This is a genomic window from Burkholderia sp. BCC1985, assembly GCF_905339915.1.
Classification (GTDB): domain Bacteria; phylum Pseudomonadota; class Gammaproteobacteria; order Burkholderiales; family Burkholderiaceae; genus Burkholderia.
Map to the genome: position 1 here is coordinate 16,274 of NZ_CAJPGY010000056.1, position 20,501 is coordinate 36,774.

General features: G+C 69.4%; 18 protein-coding genes and 1 pseudogene. 11 read left to right on the forward strand and 8 right to left on the reverse strand.

All coding sequences use genetic code 11. From position 1 onward, the window contains the following. Window positions 1-14: 14 nt before the first annotated feature. Both cysN and cysD read right to left on the reverse strand, forming a co-directional pair. A complete protein-coding gene (gene cysN, locus U4Z31_RS33170) occupies window positions 15-1,928 on the reverse strand; it encodes a sulfate adenylyltransferase subunit CysN (RefSeq protein ID WP_321812594.1) in 1,914 nt (637 codons plus the stop codon). Beyond that, window positions 1,928-2,848: pseudogene (gene cysD / locus U4Z31_RS33175) on the reverse strand (sulfate adenylyltransferase subunit CysD); the annotation flags it as partial. The gene cysN and the pseudogene cysD, both read right to left, overlap by 1 nt. 189 nt (window positions 2,849-3,037) lie before the next feature. On the opposite strand from cysD, the gene U4Z31_RS33180 reads away from it, so the two are divergent. Genes U4Z31_RS33180 through U4Z31_RS33195 form a run of 4 tightly spaced genes read left to right on the forward strand, consistent with a single transcriptional unit; the run spans window position 3,038 to window position 7,173 of the window. After that, window positions 3,038-4,147, forward strand: a complete 1,110-nt coding sequence (locus tag U4Z31_RS33180; protein WP_321812595.1) for a DUF1214 domain-containing protein — start codon at window positions 3,038-3,040, stop codon at window positions 4,145-4,147. Continuing rightward, a complete protein-coding gene (locus tag U4Z31_RS33185; protein WP_321812596.1) occupies window positions 4,144-5,337 on the forward strand; it encodes a sulfotransferase in 1,194 nt (397 codons plus the stop codon). The genes U4Z31_RS33180 and U4Z31_RS33185 overlap by 4 nt, the downstream gene beginning before the upstream one ends. A 40-nt stretch (window positions 5,338-5,377) precedes the next feature. Next, window positions 5,378-6,169, forward strand: a complete 792-nt coding sequence (locus U4Z31_RS33190; RefSeq protein WP_321812597.1) for an SDR family oxidoreductase — start codon at window positions 5,378-5,380, stop codon at window positions 6,167-6,169. 17 nt (window positions 6,170-6,186) lie between these two features. Next, window positions 6,187-7,173, forward strand: coding sequence for an acetyltransferase (locus tag U4Z31_RS33195; protein WP_321812598.1), 987 nt, complete (start codon window positions 6,187-6,189; stop codon window positions 7,171-7,173). Window positions 7,174-7,242: 69 nt separating this feature from the next. On the opposite strand, the gene U4Z31_RS33200 is transcribed toward U4Z31_RS33195, so the two are convergent. After that, a complete protein-coding gene (locus U4Z31_RS33200; protein WP_321812599.1) occupies window positions 7,243-7,695 on the reverse strand; it encodes a nuclear transport factor 2 family protein in 453 nt (150 codons plus the stop codon). Window positions 7,696-7,708: 13 nt separating this feature from the next. After that, window positions 7,709-8,188, reverse strand: a complete 480-nt coding sequence (locus U4Z31_RS33205; RefSeq protein ID WP_124572084.1) for an SRPBCC domain-containing protein — start codon at window positions 8,186-8,188, stop codon at window positions 7,709-7,711. Window positions 8,189-8,556: 368 nt separating this feature from the next. Between U4Z31_RS33205 and U4Z31_RS33210 the strand changes: the two genes are divergently transcribed. Beyond that, entirely contained in the window at window positions 8,557-10,041 is a 1,485-nt protein-coding gene (locus U4Z31_RS33210; protein WP_321812600.1) for a deoxyribodipyrimidine photo-lyase, read from the forward strand. Between the two features lie 34 nt (window positions 10,042-10,075). Here the strand turns inward: U4Z31_RS33210 and U4Z31_RS33215 are convergent, their stop codons facing one another. From U4Z31_RS33215 to U4Z31_RS33225, 3 genes are all read right to left on the reverse strand, one after another. Then, window positions 10,076-10,198 carry a hypothetical protein gene (locus U4Z31_RS33215; protein WP_044847646.1) on the reverse strand — a complete coding sequence of 41 codons (123 nt, stop codon included), beginning with the start codon at window positions 10,196-10,198 and terminating at the stop codon, window positions 10,076-10,078. Beyond that, window positions 10,189-11,421, reverse strand: coding sequence for an MFS transporter (locus U4Z31_RS33220; protein WP_321812601.1), 1,233 nt, complete (start codon window positions 11,419-11,421; stop codon window positions 10,189-10,191). The genes U4Z31_RS33215 and U4Z31_RS33220 overlap by 10 nt, the downstream gene beginning before the upstream one ends. 330 nt (window positions 11,422-11,751) lie before the next feature. Next, the gene (locus U4Z31_RS33225; protein WP_321803855.1) at window positions 11,752-12,693 is read right to left on the reverse strand and encodes a LysR substrate-binding domain-containing protein; all 942 of its coding nucleotides are present in this window, start codon (window positions 12,691-12,693) and stop codon (window positions 11,752-11,754) included. Between the two features lie 118 nt (window positions 12,694-12,811). On the opposite strand from U4Z31_RS33225, the gene U4Z31_RS33230 reads away from it, so the two are divergent. Both U4Z31_RS33230 and U4Z31_RS33235 read left to right on the forward strand, forming a co-directional pair. Continuing rightward, window positions 12,812-13,864 carry an alpha/beta fold hydrolase gene (locus U4Z31_RS33230; protein ID WP_321812602.1) on the forward strand — a complete coding sequence of 351 codons (1,053 nt, stop codon included), beginning with the start codon at window positions 12,812-12,814 and terminating at the stop codon, window positions 13,862-13,864. Between the two features lie 151 nt (window positions 13,865-14,015). Next, window positions 14,016-14,768, forward strand: coding sequence for a 4'-phosphopantetheinyl transferase family protein (locus U4Z31_RS33235; protein ID WP_321812603.1), 753 nt, complete (start codon window positions 14,016-14,018; stop codon window positions 14,766-14,768). A gap of 21 nt (window positions 14,769-14,789) precedes the next feature. Here U4Z31_RS33235 and U4Z31_RS33240 read toward each other — a convergent pair whose 3' ends face one another. After that, entirely contained in the window at window positions 14,790-15,710 is a 921-nt protein-coding gene (locus U4Z31_RS33240; protein ID WP_124489550.1) for a glutamate/aspartate ABC transporter substrate-binding protein, read from the reverse strand. 225 nt (window positions 15,711-15,935) lie between these two features. Between U4Z31_RS33240 and hutH the strand changes: the two genes are divergently transcribed. From hutH to U4Z31_RS33260, 4 genes are read left to right on the forward strand one after another with little or no spacing between them, the layout of a single operon-like run. After that, complete coding sequence (hutH, locus tag U4Z31_RS33245) at window positions 15,936-17,459, forward strand: histidine ammonia-lyase (protein ID WP_044847651.1); 1,524 nt, start codon at window positions 15,936-15,938, stop codon at window positions 17,457-17,459. 4 nt (window positions 17,460-17,463) lie between these two features. Beyond that, on the forward strand, window positions 17,464-18,159 hold the full coding sequence (hutC, locus tag U4Z31_RS33250; RefSeq protein ID WP_044847652.1) for a histidine utilization repressor: 696 nt from the start codon (window positions 17,464-17,466) through the stop codon (window positions 18,157-18,159). A gap of 39 nt (window positions 18,160-18,198) precedes the next feature. Continuing rightward, window positions 18,199-19,887 carry a urocanate hydratase gene (gene hutU / locus U4Z31_RS33255; protein ID WP_044847653.1) on the forward strand — a complete coding sequence of 563 codons (1,689 nt, stop codon included), beginning with the start codon at window positions 18,199-18,201 and terminating at the stop codon, window positions 19,885-19,887. Window positions 19,888-19,889: 2 nt separating this feature from the next. Then, on the forward strand, window positions 19,890-20,501 hold the full coding sequence (locus U4Z31_RS33260) for a HutD family protein (protein ID WP_321812604.1): 612 nt from the start codon (window positions 19,890-19,892) through the stop codon (window positions 20,499-20,501).

Genomic DNA, 20,501 nt, shown 5'->3' on the forward strand with positions numbered 1-20,501 from the left:
CGCGCTGGCGCCGCTTACGCGGTGCGTTTGCGCAGCAGGTACGCGACGATCCGTTCCGCCGCGGCCTCCGGCGACTCGGCCACCGTATCGATGCGCAGTTCGGGCTGCGCCGGCGGCTCGTACGGCGAGTCGATGCCCGTGAAGTGCTTCAGTTCGCCCTTGCGCGCCTTCTTGTACAGCCCCTTCGGATCGCGTTCCTCGGCGACCGCGAGCGGCGTGTCGACGAACACTTCGACGAACTCGTCGGGACGAACCAGCGCGCGCGCCATGTCGCGTTCCGCGCGGAACGGCGAGATGAACGACACGAGCGTGATGAGCCCGGCATCGAGCATCAGCCGCGCGACTTCGGCCACGCGCCGGATGTTTTCCACGCGATCGGCCTCGGTGAAGCCGAGATCGCGGTTCAGGCCGTGCCGCACGTTGTCGCCGTCGAGCAGGTACGTGTGCTTGCCGAGCGCATGCAGGCGCCGCTCGACGAGGTTCGCGATCGTCGACTTGCCCGCGCCCGACAGCCCGGTCAGCCATACGATGCGCGGCGTCTGCGCCTTCTGCACCGCGCGCGCGTCGCGGTCGACGTCGACGGCCTGCCAGTGCACGTTGTGCGCGCGGCGCAGCGCGAAGTGCAGCATCCCGGCGCCGACAGTGTCGTTGGTGAAGCGGTCGATCACGATGAAGCCGCCGGTGTGGCGATTCAGGTCGTACGGATCGAACGCGACGGGCCGGTCGAAGCTCAGGTTGCACACGCCGATCTCGTTCAGCGCGAGCGTGCGCGCGGCGAGATGCTCGCGCGTGTTCACGTCGATCTTGTACTTCGGCGTCGCGCAGGTCGCGCCGACCGTCTGCGTGCCGAGCTTCACGAGATACGGCCGGCCCGGCAGCAGCGGTTCGTCGTGCATCCACACGAGCGTCGCCTCGAACTGGTCGGCGACTTCCGGCGGCGCGTCGGCACGCGCGATCATGTCGCCGCGGCTGATGTCGATCTCGTCGGCGAGCGTGAGCGTCACCGCTTCGCCGGCGCGCGCGACATCGGCTTCGCCGGCCGGCGTGATCACCGACGCAACGCGGCTCTCCTTGCCGGACGGCAGCACGCGCACGCGTTCGCCGACGCGCACTTCGCCCGACGCGATGCTGCCGGCATAACCGCGGAAGTTCAGGTGCGGACGGTTGACCCATTGCACGGGCAGCCGGAACGGTTCGTCGCGCGTCACGCGCTCGACGAGCGGCAGCGTGTCGAGATGCCGCATCAGCGGCGGGCCCGCGTACCACGGCATCCGAGCGCTCGATGCGATCACGTTGTCGCCGCGCAGCGCGGACATCGGAATGCTGACGATTTCGTCGAGGCCGAGTTCGGCCGCGAACGCGCGGTAGTCGGCGTCGATACGCTCGAACACGGCGCGGTCGTAGTCGACCAGGTCCATCTTGTTGATCGCGAGCACGACGCGCTTGATGCCGATCAGCGCGACGAGATGGCTGTGGCGGCGCGTTTGCGTGAGCACGCCCTTGCGCGCGTCGATCAGGATCACCGCGAGATCGGCGGTCGACGCGCCGGTGATCATGTTGCGCGTGTACTGCTCGTGGCCTGGTGTGTCGGCGACGATGAACTTGCGTCGCGCGGTCGCGAAGAAGCGATATGCGACGTCGATCGTGATGCCCTGTTCGCGCTCGGCCGACAGGCCGTCGACGAGCAGCGCGAAATCGAGTTCGCCGCCTTGCGTGCCGACCTTCTTCGAATCGGCTTCGAGCTGGGTCAGCTGGTCGTCGAACAGCATGTTCGATTCGTAGAGCAGGCGGCCGATCAGCGTGCTCTTGCCGTCGTCGACGCTGCCGCACGTGATGAAGCGCAGCAGGTCCTTCGTTTGCGCATCGTCGGCGTGGGTGTCGGGCGTCGTGTGCGCAAGTGCTTCGGGGGCGGTGAGTACGTGTGCCATCAGAAATATCCCTCCTGTTTCTTCTTTTCCATCGAACCGGCCGAATCGCTGTCGATCAGCCGTCCCTGGCGCTCGGACGTGCGCGTGTCGCGCATCTCCTGCAGGATGTCGTCGAGCGAGCTCGCGTCGCTGTCGATCGCGCCCGTCAGCGGATAGCAGCCGAGCGTGCGAAAGCGCACCTTGCGCATCTGCGGCACTTCGCCTTCGCGCAGCGGCAGGCGTTCGTCGTCGACCATGATCAGCGCGCCGTCGCGCTCGACCACCGGCCGCTCCTTTGCGTAGTAGAGCGGAACGATCGGAATGTCGTGCAGCCGGATGTATTGCCAGATGTCGAGTTCGGTCCAGTTGGAAATCGGGAATACGCGCAGGCTTTCGCCGCGGCGCTTGCGCGCGTTGTACAGCGACCAGAGTTCGGGACGCTGGCGCTTCGGATCCCAGCGGTGCTGCTCCGAGCGCAGCGACACGATGCGCTCCTTCGCGCGCGATTTCTCCTCGTCGCGGCGCGCGCCGCCGAACGCGGCGTCGAAGCCGTAGTGGTCGAGCGCCTGCTTGAGCCCCTGCGTTTTCCACACGTCGGTGTGCACGGCCGAGCCGTGCGTGAACGGATTGATGTCGTTCGCGACGCCGTCGGGGTTCACGTGCACGCGCAGGTCGAGGCCGAGGCGCGCGGCCGTCTCGTCGCGAAACGCGATCATCTCGCGGAACTTCCACGTCGTATCGACGTGCAGCAGCGGAAAGGGCGGTTTCGCCGGGTAGAACGCCTTCATCGCGAGGTGCAGCATGACCGAGCTGTCCTTGCCGATCGAATAGAGCATCACCGGGTTTTCGCTTTCCGCGACCACCTCGCGCATGATGTGGATGCTTTCGGCCTCCAGTCGCTCCAAGTGGGTCAACATCGTTCGTCTCCTTGTTGCATGCCGGCGCCGCGCGACATGTGCGGCGTTTCGTGCATGACGCCAACGGTATCGAGCGAGGGCGGTGCCGTTCTTCGTCCGGGTGGACTAACACGCGGCGCGGCGGGCAGCGGATCTTTCCTTAGTCCACCCGGACGAAGTGGCGCGCGAGGCGCTCGCTTAAGGTGAGCGCTCGACCATCGGCGGAGACGACACATGACGGACGACACACGCGCCACGCAGTTGCTTTCGGGCCAGACCTGGGCCGATTTCTGCGACACCCTGAAACGCAGCGGCGAGCAGATCCTGCGCGCCGAGGCGCCGGACGATCCGCTCACGCGCGCGGAAGGATTCCGCTACCTGAGCCGGCTGATGCGCATCGCGCTCGAAATGCACGTCGAGTTCGCGGACGGCGCGTGGCCCGGCTTCTTCTCGCCGTCGCACGAGACCGCGAAGATCGGCGCCGACAATCCGGACAACCTGTACCAGTACGCGCGCCTCGACGGCCGCTGCGAATATCGCGTGACGGGGCGGCGCGGCACGGTCGCATACCTGAGCTTCGGCACGCAGAAGGGCGGTTACGAGACGGACGGCAAGATGCTGCAGACCGGGTTTCTCGACGCGAAGCAGCTCGAGCTCGCGCCGGACGGCAGCTTCGAGATCGTGCTGAGCGAAACGCCGCGCGCGGGCAACTGGGTGCGCATGGAGCCCGGCACGAACGCGCTGCTCGTGCGCCAGACTTTCCTCGACCGGCGCGCGGAGACGCCCGCGCAACTGAAGATCGAACGCATCGGCGCGCACGATCGCCCGGCGCCGCTCGATCCGCTCGTGCTGCAGGGCGGCCTCACGCGTGCCGCGCAGTTCGTCGAGCAGACGGCGAAGCTGTTCGCCGACTGGGCCGCGAGCTACGGCTCGCACGTGAACGCGCTACCGCCTGCGGACCAGGCGCTGTGCCAGTCGGTCGGCGGCGATCCGAACATCTACTACTACCACTCGTGCTGGTCGCTCGCCGACGACGAGGCGCTCGTGATCGACATCGACACGGTGCCCGACTGCGATTTCTGGAACGTGCAGCTCAACAACTACTGGATGGAGTCGCTCGACTACCGGCACTTCGACATCTGCGTGAACAAGCACAGCGCGCGGCTGAATGCGGATGGCGGCGTGACGGTGGTGGTCGCCGCGTCGCGGCCGGGCGGCGCGAACTGGCTCGACACGGCCGGGCATCGCACCGGCACGATCTGCTGGCGCTGGGTCGGCGCCGCGCAGCCGGTGCATCCGCGCACGCGCGTCGTCAAGCTCGCCGCGCTGAAGGAGGCCGCATGAACGCGCCGCTCGATCCCATTCGCACCCAGCTCGACGCCGACGCGCTGATCGCCGAGGCCGTGTCGCGCACGGGCGGCCTCACCGCGTTCGGCGACGGCCCGTATCGCGAGGCGCTCGACGTGATGTGCGCGTCGCTGAGCGACGAAGCGAAGCTGTCGGCGCGCGGCGTGGCGATGATGCGCGAGAAACTCGTCGGCCAGCTCGTGAACCGGCTCGTTATCGAGGATTACTTCGGCCGTCATCCGGAGATCGCCGACATCGAGATCGATGATCCGCTCGTGATCGTCGGGCTGCCGCGCACCGGCACGACGCTGCTGCAGCGGCTGCTCGCGATCGATCCGCGCTTTTATTCGGCCGCGTGGTGGGAAACGCGCTATCCGGCGCCGCTCGCCGGCGAGACGCGCGATGCGCCGACCGTGCGCATCGCGCGCGCGCAGGCCGAGGTCGCGACGATGATCGACTGCATTCCGCAGATCCTCGCGATCCATCCGCTCGACGCGATGCTCGCCGACGAGGAGTTCATGCTGATGGAGCATTCGTTCGTGTGCGCGATGGATTCGTACGCGAACGTGCCGGGCTATACGGCGTGGCTCGCGAAGCAGGACCTGACGCCGGTCTACACGTACCTGAAGCGGATGCTGAAGTTCCTGCAGTGGCAGAAGGCGCAACGCGGCGTTGCGCCGGCCGCGCGCTGGCTGCTGAAGACGCCGCAGCATCTGCATGCGCTCGACGTGCTGTGCCGCGTGTTTCCGCGGGCACATGTCGTGCTCACGCATCGCGACCCGGCGCAGACGATTCCGTCGATGGCGAGCATGGCGCACACGCTGTGGCAGATGTATGCGGACGACCCGGATCCGCGCACGGTCGGCGCGCAGTGGAACGCGGGGATGGCGCGCGCGATCGGCGCGGCGATGGCGGCGCGCGACGCGCTGCCGGCCGAGCGCTTTCTCGACGTGCGTTTCGAGGACACGGTGTCGGATCCGCTCGGCGTGGCCGAAGCCGTGTACCGCTTCGCGGGCATGTCGCTCGATGCGCCGCAGCACGCGGCGATGACGGCCTGGATGGCACGCAACGGCCGCGACAAGCGCGCCGCGCACGACTACTCGATCGCGCGCTTCGGCTTCACGGATGCGCAGTTGGCGCATGACTTCGCCGCGTATCGCGCGCGGCACCTGCGGGCGGCCGGCTGACGGCGCGCCCGCGAGACGAACGACAACCAGGAGACAACCCATGTTGCTGAAGGACAAGATCGTCGTGATTTCAGGGATCGGGCCGGGGCTCGGTGTGAAGCTCGCCGTCGAGGCGGCACGCGAGGGTGCGCGCGGCGTGGTCGTCGCGGCACGCACGATGGACAAGCTCGACGACGCGGAAGCACGGATCGGCGCACTCGGCGTCGCATGCGACGTGCTGAAGGTGCGCACCGACATCGCCGAGCGCGCGCAGTGCCGGCAGCTCGCGACGCAGGCGGTTGAGCGCTTCGGCCGGATCGACGCGCTCGTGAACAGCGCGTTCGCGCACGGCACGTTCCCGGAGCCGGTCGAGGAAGCCGATCTCGACGGCTGGCGCGCGGTGTTCGACACCAACGTGTTCGGCACGATGACGCTCACGCAGGAAATCGTGCCGCACATGAAGCGGCAGAAGCACGGTGCGATCGTGATGATCAACTCGCAGGCGACCCGCAAGCCGTTTGCAGGGGAAGCGGGCTACGCTGTATCGAAGGGCGCGCTCGCGGTTGCGGCAAAATACCTGGCGCGCGAGCTCGGCGTGCACGGGATCCGCGCGAACAGCATCCACATGGGCTGGATGTGGGGCGTGCCGACGCAGACGTATTTCCGGCAGGCGGCCGCCGAGTACGGCACGACGGAGGAGGCGATCATCGCACCGATCGCGTCGAACATCGCGCTCGCGAAGCTGCCGACCGACGACGACTGCGCGCGCGCGGCGCTGTTCCTCGCGTCGGATTACGCGAACGCGGTGACCGGCGCGACGCTCGACGCGAACGGCGGCGATTTCATGCCCTGAGGACGGAGCAACGGATCATGCAGGAACGACAACAGGAACAGAGGCGCCACTTCTTCGCGTTCAACGGCGATGCGGACGGCCTGTGCGCGCTGCAGCAGCTGCGGCTCGCGGAGGGCGAACGCGGCACGCTCGTGACCGGCGTGAAGCGCGACATCAGGCTGCTCGAGCGCATCGACGCGCGGGCCGGCGACCGCGTGACCGTGCTCGACGTGTCGCACGACCAGAACCGCGACGCATGCGCGCGGCTGCTGCGCGACGGCGCCGCGGTCCGCTACTTCGACCATCACTTCGCGGGCGAGCTGCCCGGCGATCCGCGTTTCGACGCGTATATCGACACGGCCGCCGACGTCTGCACGAGCGCGCTTGTGAACCGCCGTCTCGGCGGCCGGCATGTGCGCTGGGCGATCGTCGCGGCGTTCGGCGACGAACTGCCGGCGCTCGGCGACGCGCTCGCGCGCGAATACGGGATCGACGCAGCCGAACGCGGCACGCTGGCCGAACTCGGCCTCTACCTGAACTACAACGCCTACGGCGAATGCGTCGGCGACCTGCATTTCGATCCGGCCGTGCTGGCCGACGCGATGCTGCCGTGCGTCGATCCGCTCGACTTCGTGCGCGACACGCCGGTGTTCGCCGCGCTGCGCGACGGCTATCGCGACGACATGGCGCTCGCGGGCGCACTCGCGCCGCTGCGCGACGTGTCGGGCGCGACGCTGATCAGGATGCCGGATCATCCGTGGGCGCGGCGCGCGACGGGGATGCTCGCGAACGAGCGGATGCGCAATGCGCCGCATGCGGCGCTCGCGGTGCTGTCGCCACGCGCGCAGGGCGGGTTCGTGGTCAGCGTGCGCGTGCCGGACGGCCGGGCGCTCGGCGCGGACGAATTCTGCCGCGGCTTCCCGACCGGCGGCGGGCGCAAGCGCGCGGGCGGCATCAACCATCTGCCGGAAACCGAATTCGACGCGTTCGCCGCGCGCTTCGAAGCGGCGTTCCGTCTCGACTGACCCGAGGGCCTGCGACACGCGCGCCGTGCAACGATGCCACGGCGCGCGCGTCGTGCGACGTGTCGGTGTTCAGCCGGTCGCGTTCGCAAGGACGGCCGGCACGTTGTGGCCGTAGCAGCGTTCCTCGACGCGCTCGGCGATGCGCCAGCCCTGCGCGGTGCGCACGAACCGGTCGACGTACCACAGCCCGAGAAACATCACCTGCGTGCCGCCGTCCGGCAGCGCGACTTCCATCGGATTGAAACAGATCGTGCGGCCGCGCGCGGTGTCGCCGTCGAGCGTGATCGACAGGTTGCCGACCATGTGCTGGTACTGCGGGAACTGCGGCAGCACGGTGCGCAGCCACGCCTTGACGTCCGGATACGTGCCGGCGATGCCGCCCATCGCGCGATAGTCGATCGTCGCGTCGCGCATGAATACGGCATCGAGCGCGTCGAAGTCGCGCGCATCGATCGCGCTCGAGTACGCGACGATCAGCTCGCGGAGGTCGTGATGATCGGAGAGGGTCTGCAGATCGGGCATCGGTTGCGCTCCGTCACGCGCTTTTGCGCCGGCGGGCCGCATGCAGCGCTTCCGCGCGCTGCTTCACGTCGCGCGCGCACTGGTCGAACCCCTGTTTCACCCAGCCGCCGTGCTCGCGCATGATCGTTTCCGCGTTGAGGCCGAGGAACTGGTCCGTCGTGAAGTAGCGGCAGCGCTCGGCGCCGTCGGCTTCGACGTACTGGTCGCGGCGCGCGGCGTCCTTGTTGTCGTCGGTCGGGCGCTGCTCCCACGACAGCAGGCGCTCGGGCTCGTATGCGACGAGGATTTCGTTGACGGGAATCACCGTCTCCGTGCCGGGAATGCGCACCTGCATGTGCACGAAGTCGCCGATCCGGCCGGTCGTCTCGAGGCCGACGCAGAACGTGTTCCATTCGCCGTAGCGCGGGAAGTCGGTCAGCACTTCCCAGACGACGGCAGCGGGGGCGTCGATCGCGACGGTGATCGAGGTGACGAGATTGGCTGGTTTGGTCATGGCGGGTATCGAATGTGAGTGAGGGAGCGGAGGGGGCCGCGGCTGCGCCCGCACGGGCGGGTACGCGCTGCGACAGCCGGAACGGGTCGCGCCGGCGCCGGCGGGCATGGCGGACGCGCCGTGCAATGCATGGGGCTGAGCGGCGGCCGGCGCGCGTCGCACATCGCGGCGAACCCGACATCGAGCGTAGGCCGGTGCGTGCGGCGAAGAATCGTCGGAACGGACTAAGGCGTTTCACCGGGCTGGCGATCCGGTGTCGGCGTCGGTACGCGACGCGCGCGCGGTACGCCGTGCGGTTCGAACATCGACATCGCGCGAACCTGCCGCGACAATACCGGTCACTCTTCAGTTTCCTGCTCGAGGTGCCCGTGCCAGCGAAGTCGACCATTGCTCCTGCCATCGTGTGGTTCCGCGACGATCTGCGCGTGACCGACCAGCCCGCGCTGACGCGCGCGGTCGCGTCGGGCCGGCCGCTCGTATGCGTGTACGTCGACGACACGGGCGAAGGCGCGGGGCGCGCGCTCGGCGGGGCGGCGCGCTGGTGGCTGCATGGGTCGCTCGCCGGACTCGATGCGGCGCTCGCGCGTCATGGCGGACGCTTGCTGCTGTTGCGCGGCGATGCGCCGCGCGAGATCGAACGCGTCGCGCAGGACACGGGCGCGGCAGCGGTGTACTGGAACCGCCGCTATGCGCAGCCGCAGCGCGATGCCGATGCGGCGTTGAAGGCGTCGCTGAAGGCGCGCGGCCTCGAGGTCGAGAGCAGCAACGGCAGCCTGCTGAACGAACCGTGGGACGTGCTGACGGGCGCCGGCACGCCGTTCCAGGTGTTCACCGCGTACTGGCGCGCGGTGCGGCGCGATCGCACGGTGGCGGCGCCGCTGCCGGAGCCCGAGCGGATCGCGTTTCATCCGTGGCCGGCCGGCGTGCGCGAACGCGCGCTGCCGCTCGACGCGCTCGGGTTGCGTCCGCACGCGCCGGACTGGGCGGGCGGCCTGCGCGACGCGTGGCCGGCACCCGACGAAGCCGGCGCGCAGGCGCGGCTCGATGCGTTTTCCGTCGAGTCGCTGACCGGCTATGCCGATACGCGCGACCGGCCCGACCGGTCGGCGACGAGCCGGCTGTCGCCGTGCCTGCGCTTCGGCAACCTGTCGCCGCGACAGGTGTGGCATGCGGTGCAGGGTGCGGCACAGGCGGGCGGTGCGGCCTGCGCGGCCGGCGCCGAGAAGTTCCTGAGCGAACTCGGCTGGCGCGAATTCAGCCATGTGCTGCTGTATTACTTTCCGGCGCTCGCGACCGACAACTTCCGGGCGCAGTTCGACGCGATGCCGTGGCGCGACGATCCTGCCGCGCTGCGCGCGTGGCAGCGCGGGCTGACCGGCTACCCGCTCGTCGATGCGGGGATGCGCGAGCTGTGGACGACCGGCTGGATGCACAACCGCGTGCGGATGGTCGTCGCATCGTTTCTCGTCAAGCATCTGCTGATCGACTGGCGGGCCGGCGAGCGCTGGTTCCACGACACGCTCGTCGACGCGGATGCCGCGAACAACCCGGCGAACTGGCAATGGGTGGCCGGCTGCGGCGCCGACGCCGCGCCGTATTTCCGCATCTTCAATCCGGTGACGCAGGGCCGGAAGTTCGACCCGCAAGGGGCGTACGTGCGCCGCTGGGTGCCGGAACTCGCGGGCCTCGACGCGGCGACGATCCACGCGCCGTGGGAGGCATCCCCGATGGAGCTTGCGGCGGCCGGCGTGCGGCTCGACGTCGACTATCCGGCGCCGATCGTCGATCACGACGGCGCGCGCCGTCGCGCGCTCGATGCGCTGGCCTCGTTGCCGAAGCGTCGCCAGGCGTGACCGGCCGTCGCTGCGCGCGGCACGGTTCGCCGCGTCAGTCGCAGAACGCCGCGTGCTCGAGCAGCGCGAGCGCGACGCCCGAATCGAAGTAGGCCGCGCCGCACCACGCGACGAACGCGAGCGCGCCGGCGGCCAGCGCCGCACGCATCACGCCCATGCGGCTTTGCCCGGCACCGGCCGCGCGATGCGCGCGTCGTCGATCGGCAGGTGCAGCAGCGCGGCCAGCACGCCGAGCGCGATCGAGCCGATCCACAGCGGCAGGTACGAATGCGTCGCGTCGTACACGAGCGCGCCGAGCCAGACGCCGAAGAAACTGCCGAGCTGGTGCCCGAAGAACACGAAGCCGAACAGCGTCGCGATGTAACGCACGCCGAACACCTGCGAGATCACGCCGTTGGTCAGCGGCACCGTGCCGAGCCACGTGAAGCCCATCACGGCCGCGAACACGTAGACGCTCGCGGGCGACAACGGCGCTGCAACGAACGCGACCATCGCCAGCGCGCGGACGAGGTACAGCACGGACAGCACGTACTTGCGCCGCAGCAGGCTGCCGAGATGGCCGCATGCGTAGGTGCCGGCCACGTTGGTCAGCGCGATCAGCGCGAGCGCGACGCTCGCGTGGCGCGCCGGCAGGCCGTGATCGAGCAGGTAGGCGGGCAGGTGGGTCGCGATGAACGCGAGCTGGAACCCGCACGCGAAGAATCCCGCGTTCAGCAGCCAGAAGCCGCGATGCGCGAACGCTTCGCGTACCGCCGCGCCGATCGACTGGTCGGGGCCGTCCGCGCGGCTCGCGGCCTGCGCGGGCCGGTCGCGCACCAGCACGGCGAGCGGCGCGAGCAGCGCGGCGACGAGAGCGAGCGCGACGAAGGCATGCTGCCAGCCGATGCCGCCGATCAGCACCTGCGCGACCGGCACCATGCAGAACTGGCCGAGCCCGCCGATCGCGCCGGCGATGCCGAGCGCCCAGCCGCGCCGGTCGGGCGGAAACAGGCGGCTCAGCGCGCCGTAGATCGACGCGAAGGCCGACCCCGACAGCGCGACGCCGATCACGAGCCCCGCGCCGGCCGTGAACACGCCGGCCGACGCGGCGAACGCCATCGTGACGAGCCCGGCCGCGTACAGCAGCATGCCGGCGACGATCACGCGCACCGACCCGAAGCGGTCGGCGATCATGCCGGTGAACGGTTGCGCGATGCCCCAGATCAGGTTCTGCAGTGCGAGCGCGAGGCCGAACGCTTCGCGCGACCAGCCGTGGTCGAGCGTGACGGGGGCGAGGAACAGTCCCTGCACGTGACGGATGCCGAGCGCGGCGCCCATGATCAGGCCGCCCGCGAGCACCGGCAGCCAGCGGCGCCGGGCGTCTTGTTCGATCGGGGTCATGCGTGTCTCCGGATGGATGCGTGCGGCGCGGCGGCCGCGTTCGATCCGATTAGACGATCCGGTGCCGGGGCGCTCAAGCGATCATTCGGTCGCGTTCGCATGCGTGCGGGGAATGCGATGCGGTTCGGATGCGATGCGGTTCGGATGCGATGTCGGCGACGCGGGCTGTACACGCCGGATGCGTGAAGCCGCTGCGCCGCATGCAGCCGGCGTGACAGGCGGCCGATAGCCGGGGCGGGGCGTCAGTGCAGCGCCCGTGGCGGCGTTCATGTACGTGCGCAAGGCCGCGCCGGCGTCGGCTCGATGCGGGATTTCGCTCGCGGCTCGCGACTACCGCTGCGCCACGTCGTACGCGCGCATCGCCGCGTCGCATTCGGCCGCTTCCGCGACAATCCAGTCGCGCACGTCAGCGACTTCGCGGCGCGGTGCCGGATCGTGCCGGAACAGCCAGTAGCCGTACGCATCCGACAACGCCTGCGAGTGCGGGCCGAGCACCGCGAGCCGGCCGTCGGCGAGCATCGGCGCGACGAGCGCGAGCCTGCCGAGCGCGACGCCCTGGCCGGCGATCGCGGCGTGGATGACCTGGTCGTACTGGTTGAAGCGCAGCACGCCCTTTGGGCGCGCGTCGCCGAGCCCGGCCGCGTGCAGGTGCGCACGCCACTGCAGCCGGGTTTGCGGCGGCCCGTCGAATTCGAGCAGCACGTGCTCGGCGATCGCCGCCGCGTCGGTGACGGGCCGGGCGGCCAGCGCGGGGTGCGCGACCGGCACGACGATCTCGTCGAACAGGTGCAGCGCGCCGGCCGGCGCGCGCTCGCGCGGGCAGTAGCGGATTCCGAGGTCGATGCCTTCCGCGCGCAAATCGAGTACCTTGTCGTTCGCGGCCACGCGCAAGTCGATGTCGGGCAGGCGCGCCTGCAGGCGCCCGAGTCTGGGCAGCAGCCACAGCGCGGTGACGCCGATGCTCGCGGTGATCGTGACGGGTTGCCGCTCGCGTGCGGCGGCGAGCGACGCGACGGTGTCCTGCAGGCTGAGCAGCGCCGCATCGGCGGCGCGGAACAGCCGCTCGCCTTCCGGCGTGAACGCGATCTTGCGATAGCCGCGCTGCAGCAGTGCGACGCCGAGATGCGCCTCGAGCGCGTGCACCTGGCGGCTGACCGCCGACTGCGTGACGCACAGGTCCTGCGCGGCGAGCGTGATGCTCATGCGGCGGCCGACGGCGACGAAGCCGCGCACGAGGTCCAGCGACGGGAGACGGACGAGCGGCGTTGACATGCGTAGGGCTCATGCGAACGGAGCAGCAAGATTGGTTGAGAACGTCCGGCGCGTCAAGTTCAATGGAGGCTGGCCGATCGGGCGGGCGCCGGGCAGGCGGCGCCGCACAGGAGACACGATGACGATTTCGAACGAAGCAGGCGGGGCCGCGTGCGCGGCGGATCAGGCAGCGGGGCGCCCGGCGGGCGCGTTGCCGCCGGAGCCCGTGACGCTGACCGCGGCCGACGGTTACGTGCTGCGCGGCTACGTGTGGCGCCACCGCGGCGGCACCGTGCGGCCGGTGACGGTCGTCAATTGCGCGACGTCGGTGCGCTGCGACTACTACTTCCGTTTCGCGGCCTGGCTGTTCGCGCAGGGGCGCGACGTGCTCGTGTACGACTATCGCGGGATCGGCGGCTCGCGCCCCGCGCGGCTCGCGAAGCTGCGCGCGAACTGGCTCGACTGGGGGCGGCTCGATTGCGAGGCCGCGCTGCAATACGCGCGCGATGCATTTCCGGGCCAGCCGCTCGACGTCGTCGCGCACAGCATCGGCGGCTGCGTGCTCGGGCTCGCGGCGTCGAACGCGTACGTGCGTCACGTGGTGACGGTGGGCGCGCAGTATGCGTACTGGCGCGACTATCGGCCGGAAGAGCGGCGGCGCATGTGGTGGAAATGGCACGTCGCGATGCCGGCGCTCGCGGCCGTATTCGGCTACGTGCCCGCGAAGCGGCTCGGCTGGATGGAAGACACGCCGCGCGGCGTCGCGCTGTCGTGGGTGCGCGCGCAACCGCGCTTCGAGGACGCCTTCACGCACGGCCTGCTCGCCGAACCCGCGGCGAGCCGCGCCGCGCTGCCGGCCCGCTTCGCGCGGCTGCCGGCGTCGATGCTCGCGATCGGCCTCGACGACGACGGGTTCGGCACGGTCGACGCGATCGAACGGCTGGTCGGCTACTACACGGGCAGCGACGTCACGCACCTGCGGATCGCGCCGCGCGACATCGGCGTCGACGCGATCGGCCACTTCGCGTTCTTCCACAGCCGCTTCACCGACACGCTGTGGCCCGTCGCGCTGTCCTGGCTGCAACACGGCGCGCTGCCGGCCGATGCGCCGGGCCGCGTCCACGCGCGCCATCCGGCGCAGCGTGCGCGGCTGGCGGGAAGCGGCGTGCCGGGTGCCGTCGCGCACGGGTGAACGCGCGCGCAACCCGGCCATCGCGTCGATGAGACGGTTGCACCGGCTGCCGCTGCTGCCGCTGCCGACGATCTCGGTCGCGATGCGTCGGTCTCCGTCCCGTACGATCGATTAACATCGAACGTTTCGTTCGCCTGGCTGCCGCGTGCCGATGTCCATTCCACCCGATTCCGAGATTGCCGACGACCTGTCCCGCGCGTGGCGCGTGCACCTGCTCGATGTGCCGCCGGCCGCGTCGCGTGCCGGCGTGCAGGTCGCGCGCGTCGATTTCGACTGGCGCGTGCCGCTCGCATCGCCGGCCTACGCGGCGCTGAGCGACGCGGAGCGGGCGCGTGCCGGGCGCTATCTGCGGCACGAGGATGCGGTGCGCAGTGCCGCGACGCGCGCCGCGCTGCGCGACGTGCTCGGTGCGGCGCTCGGCGTCGCGCCGAAGGACGTCGCGATCGTCGTCGACGCATCGGGACGGCCGTCGCTGGATCCCGCGCATCGCGCGTCGCTCGATTTCAACGTGTCGCACGCGGGCGATCACGCGCTCATCGCGTGGGCGGCGACGGGGCGCGTCGGCGTCGATATCGAAAGCTGCAACCGCACGACCGACTGGCGTGCGCTGACGCGCGAAGTGTGCGCGGCCGCCGAGGCTGCGTATCTCGACGGCCTGCCGCTCGCCGCCCGCGCGGACGCGTTCATGCGCGTGTGGGCCGCGAAGGAGGCGCTGCTGAAGGCGCTCGGCACCGGCATCGTCGGCGGGCTGCGCGCGTTCGCGGTCGTGCCGCCGCGCGATGCGGCGACGCCCGCGACGACGATCGTCGAGCCGGCCGCGCCCGCCGCCGGCGTGGCCGCGTTCGACGCGGGCTGGCTCGACGCGGCGCCCGGTTACGCGGCGTGCGTCGCGTGGGCGCGCTGACCCCGTTTCAGCGCGCGACGCTCATTCGAGCGGTACGTCGTTGGGCGCCGCGTAGCGCGCCTTGATCACGTCGCTCATCGGGAACTCGAACGCGAGCCCCTTCGGCGGCACCGGCTTCATGAACCACTTGTCGTACAGCGCGTTGATCTCGCCGCTCTTCATCAGCTGCACGAGCACGCCGTCGACGAGCGCCTTGAACTGCGGATCGTCCTTGCGCAGCATGAACCCGTACGCTTCCGACGATTGCGGCGTGCCGACGATCGCCCAGTCGGCCGGCTTCGCCGCGAGCTGGCGCACGCCGGCGAGCAGCACGTCGTCCATCATGTACGCGGCCGCGCGGCCCGATTCGAGCGTGAGGCGTCCTTCGCCGTAGTCCTTCGCGCTGATGATCTGCATGTTCATCTTCTTTTCCTCGTTCATCTTGCGCAGCAGGCGTTCGGACGTCGTGCCCTGGTTCGTCACGACCGTCTTGCCGGCGAGATCGGGGAAGTCGCGGATGCCCGAGTTCGTGCGCGTGAGCAGGCGCGTCGTCGCGACGAAGAAGGTGGTCGAGAACGCGACCTGCGCGTGACGCGCGGCGAGGTTGGTGGTCACCCCGCATTCGAGATCGACGGTGCCGTTCTGCACGAGCGGGATGCGGTTCTGCGACGTGACCGGGATGAAGCGCGCCTGCAGGTCGGGCTTGCCGGTGCGCGCCTTCACGGCGGCGATTACGCGGTCGCACAGGTCCTGCGAGAAGCCGATCACCTTGCCGCTCGCGTCGACATAGGAGAACGGCACCGACGTCTCGCGATGGCCGATCGAGATCAGGCCGCTTTGCCGCACCTTCTCGAGCGTGCCGGACAGCGGTTCCGCGGCGAGCGATGCGCCGCACGCGAGCGCGCACGCGGCGACGAGCAGGCTGCGGCCGAGGAGGGTGGTCAACCGGGGCGGGATGGTCATGGCGGATCTCCGTGGGCGGATCGTAGGGATGCGTCGATTCGTATGTTGCCAAAGACAAAATAATTGCAACATATGTTAATTGCGAGGCCTGTCTGGCCGCTCCGGCGCGCCGCGCCGGACATCAGGGAAACTCCCGAGTCGGAATTATGAAAAACAGGTTGTCTAGACAAGTCGCGGTGGCTACACTGCAATCCATCCCGAACTTGTCTAGACAGGATTGCTCACATGATTACGTTGACCCCCGGCCACCTGACCCTTCCGCAACTGCGCAAGATCGCTCGCGAATCCGTGCAGCTCAAGCTCGACCCGGCGAGCTTCGCGAAGATCGACGCGGGCGCGAAGGCCGTTGCCGACATCGCGGCGAAGGGCGAGCCCGCATACGGCATCAACACGGGTTTCGGCCGCCTGGCCAGCACGCACATCCCGCACGACCAGCTCGAGCTGCTGCAGAAGAACCTGGTGCTGTCGCATGCGGTCGGTGTGGGCGAGCCGATGGCGCGCTCGTCGGTGCGTCTCCTGATGGCACTGAAGCTGTCGAGCCTCGGCCGCGGCCACTCGGGCATCCGTCGCGAAGTGATGGACGCGCTGATCACGCTGTTCAACGCCGACGTGCTGCCGCTGATCCCGGTGAAGGGCTCGGTCGGCGCATCGGGCGACCTGGCACCCCTCGCGCACATGTCGGCCGTGCTGCTGGGCGTCGGTGAAGTGTTCATCCGCGGCGAGCGCGCCAGCGCGCTGGACGGTCTGCGCGTCGCGGGCCTCGCGCCGCTGACGCTGCAGGCGAAGGAAGGCCTGGCGCTGCTGAACGGCACGCAGGCGTCGACCGCGCTGGCGCTCGACAACATGTTCGCGATCGAAGACCTGTACCGCACCGCGCTGGTCGCGGGCGCGCTGTCGGTCGACGCGGCAGCCGGCTCGGTGAAGCCGTTCGACGCCCGCATCCACGAACTGCGCGGCCATCAAGGCCAGATCGACGCGGCCGCGTCGTACCGCGACCTGCTCGAAGGCTCGCCGATCAACCAGTCGCACCGCGATTGCGACAAGGTGCAGGATCCGTACAGCCTGCGCTGCCAGCCGCAGGTGATGGGCGCGTGCCTGGACCAGATGCGTCACGCAGCCGACGTGCTGCTGGTCGAAGCGAACGCCGTGTCGGACAACCCGCTGATCTTCCCGGATACCGGCGAAGTGCTGTCGGGCGGCAACTTCCACGCCGAACCCGTCGCATTCGCGGCCGACAACCTCGCGCTGGCCGCAGCGGAAATCGGCGCGCTGGCCGAGCGCCGCATCGCGCTGCTGATCGACGCGACGCTGTCGGGCCTGCCCCCGTTCCTCGTGAAGGACGGCGGCGTGAACTCGGGCTTCATGATCGCCCACGTGACGGCGGCCGCGCTGGCATCGGAAAACAAGACGCTCGCGCACCCGGCGTCGGTCGACTCGCTGCCGACCTCGGCGAATCAGGAAGACCACGTGTCGATGGCGACGTTCGCCGCGCGCAAGCTCGCCGACATCGCGGACAACACGAAGCACATCCTCGCGATCGAACTGCTGGCCGCCGCCCAGGGCGTCGACCTGCGCGCGCCGTACCACACGAGCCCGAAGCTCGCGCCGGTGATGGAAACGATCCGCGGCAAGGTTGCGCACTACGAGCTCGACCACTACTTCGCACCGGACATCGCGGTGATCGCGAAGCTCGTCGGCGAGCGCGCGTTCGCGAAGGTCGCGCCGTTCTCGTTCGCATCGGAACAGTAAGCCCATGAGCGCGCCGGTCTACCAGGAGATCAAGGATTTCATCCTGGGCCGCATTCACGCCGGCGAGTGGGCGGAGGGCGACCAGGTGCCCTCCGAGAACGAACTGGCCCGCGAGTTCAAGGTCGCGCGCATGACCGTCAACCGCGCGTTGCGCGAGTTGACGGCCGAGCAGGTGCTGACGCGCATGAAGGGCGCCGGCACCTACGTCGCGCGGCCGAAGTACGAGTCGACGCTCGTCGCGATCCGCAGCATCTCGGAAGAGGTCGACGCGCGCGGGCATGCGTACCGCGCCAGCGTACTCGGCCTCGAGACGATCCGCGCCGACGAGGCGCTCGCCGACGAGATGCAGATGGCCGTGCGCGCGAAGCTGTTTTATTCGCAGGTGTTGCACTTCGAGAATGACGAACCCGTCCAGCTCGAAGAACGGTGGGTGAATCCGGCGGTCGCGCCGGATTATGCCGAGCAGGATTTTACGAACACGACGCCGAACCTGTACCTGATGCGCGCGGCCCCGCTGCAGCGCGTCGAGTACCGGATCGAAGCGGCGGCTCCGGCGCCCGAGCGGCGCGAGCAGCTGCGGATGGACGACGTCGAGCCGTGTCTGGTTTTACATCGGCGCACCTGGTCGCAGGGCGTCGTCGCCTCGGTGGCGAATCTGTGGCACCCCGGCAGCCGTTATCGCTTCACCGGGCATTTCTGATTCCTATTTGATATTCATTTTCCTTCGGGAGCAGTCGTCATGAACCATCCGAAACACATCGATCCCCGTCTCGATCCGACCCGCACGATCCGCGCGCCGCGCGGCAGCGAGAAGGTCTGCAAGACCTGGCTGGCCGAAGCGGCCTACCGGATGATCCAGAACAACCTGGATCCGGAAGTCGCCGAGCATCCGCACGCGCTCGTCGTGTACGGCGGCATCGGCCGCGCGGCGCGCAACTGGGAATGCTACGACCAGATCCTCGCGTCGCTGAAGGATCTCGAAGAGAACGAGACGCTGCTGATCCAGTCGGGCAAGCCGGTCGGTGTGTTCCGCACGCACAAGGATGCGCCGCGCGTGCTGCTCGCGAACTCGAACCTGGTGCCGCACTGGGCGACCTGGGATCACTTCCACGAGCTCGACCGCAAGGGCCTGATGATGTACGGCCAGATGACGGCCGGCAGCTGGATCTACATCGGCAGCCAGGGCATCGTGCAGGGCACCTATGAAACCTTCTTCTCGGTCGCGAACCAGCACTTCAACGGCGATCCGTCGGGCCGCTGGATCCTGACGGGCGGCCTCGGCGGCATGGGCGGCGCGCAGCCGCTCGCCGCGACGATGGCCGGCTTCTCGATGATCGCGGTCGAATGCGACGAGACGCGCATCGACTTCCGCCTGAAGACGCGCTACGTCGACAAGAAGGCGACGACGCTCGACGAAGCGCTCGGCATGATCGACGAAGCGAAGCGCACCGGCAAGCCGGTGTCGGTCGGCCTGCTCGGCAACGCGGCCGACGTGTTCGCGGAACTCGTGACGCGCGGTATCACGCCGGACTGCGTGACCGACCAGACGAGCGCGCACGACCCGATCAACGGCTACCTGCCGCAAGGCTGGACCGTCGCGCAATGGCGCGAAGCGCAGAAGGTCGATCCGCAGAGCATCGTGAAGGTCGCGAAGCAGTCGATGGCCGTGCAGGTGCGCGCGATGCTGACGCTGCAGGAGCGCGGCGCCGCCACGCTCGACTACGGCAACAACATCCGCCAGATGGCGCTGGAAATGGGCGTCGAGAACGCATTCGACTTCCCGGGCTTCGTGCCGGCCTATATCCGCCCGCTGTTCTGCGAAGGCAAGGGCCCGTTCCGCTGGGTCGCGCTGTCCGGCGATCCGGAAGACATCTACAAGACCGACCAGAAGGTGAAGGAGCTGATCCCCGACGATCCGCACCTGCACAACTGGCTCGACATGGCGCGTGAGCGCATCGCGTTCCAGGGCCTGCCGGCGCGGATCTGCTGGGTCGGCGTGAAGGATCGCTATCGCCTCGGCCAGGCGTTCAACGAGATGGTGAAGAACGGCGAACTGAAGGCCCCGATCGTGATCGGCCGCGACCACCTCGACACCGGTTCGGTCGCGAGCCCGAACCGCGAGACGGAATCGATGAAGGACGGTTCGGACGCCGTGAGCGACTGGCCGCTGCTGAACGCCCTGCTGAACACCGCAGGCGGCGCATCGTGGGTGTCGCTGCATCATGGCGGCGGCGTCGGCATGGGCTTCTCGCAGCACTCGGGCGTCGTGATCGTCGCCGACGGTACCGCCGAAGCGCACGAGCGTCTCGGCCGCGTGCTGCTGAACGATCCGGCGACGGGCGTGATGCGCCATGCGGATGCCGGCTACGAACTCGCGCAGCAGACGGCCCGCGAAGCCGGCCTGAAGCTGCCGATGCTCGGCCGCTGAGCATGACGGCGCTCGACCAGGCGCCGGTGAACGCGACGATGATCCGCGCGGCGGATCTCGTCGCGTCGCCGTGGAAGAACGGCGGCGGCGTGACGCGCGAGATCGGTGCGTTTCCTCCTGGCGCCGCGCTCGATGCGTTCGCATGGCGCGTGAGCGTCGCGGACGTCGGCGCGGCCGGGCCGTTCTCGCGTTTCGAAGGCATCGACCGCACGCTCGTGCTGCTGTCCGGCGCGGGCATGACGCTCGCGGAAGAAGGGGGCGCGCGCCACGTGCTCGACGCGCCGCTCGCGCGTGCGGACTTCGCTGGCGAAACGGCGATCGATGCGACGCTGCACGACGGCGCGACACGCGACTTCAACCTGATGACGCGCCGTTCGGCCGCGCGCGGGACGCTCGACGTGTGGCCCGAAGGCACGCACCGCGTCGAGCGCGCCGATACCGTGCTGCTGTTCTGCGCGACGGGCGCGGTCGGCGTCGAGATCGACGGCGCGCACTACGCACTGCAGGAAATGGACACGCTGCGGCTCGACGGGCCGCAGCGTGCGTTTGACGTCGTCGTGAGCGGAGGCGGCGCGCTGCTCGCCGTGTCGCTCGCCGTCGGCGAACGAGACTGA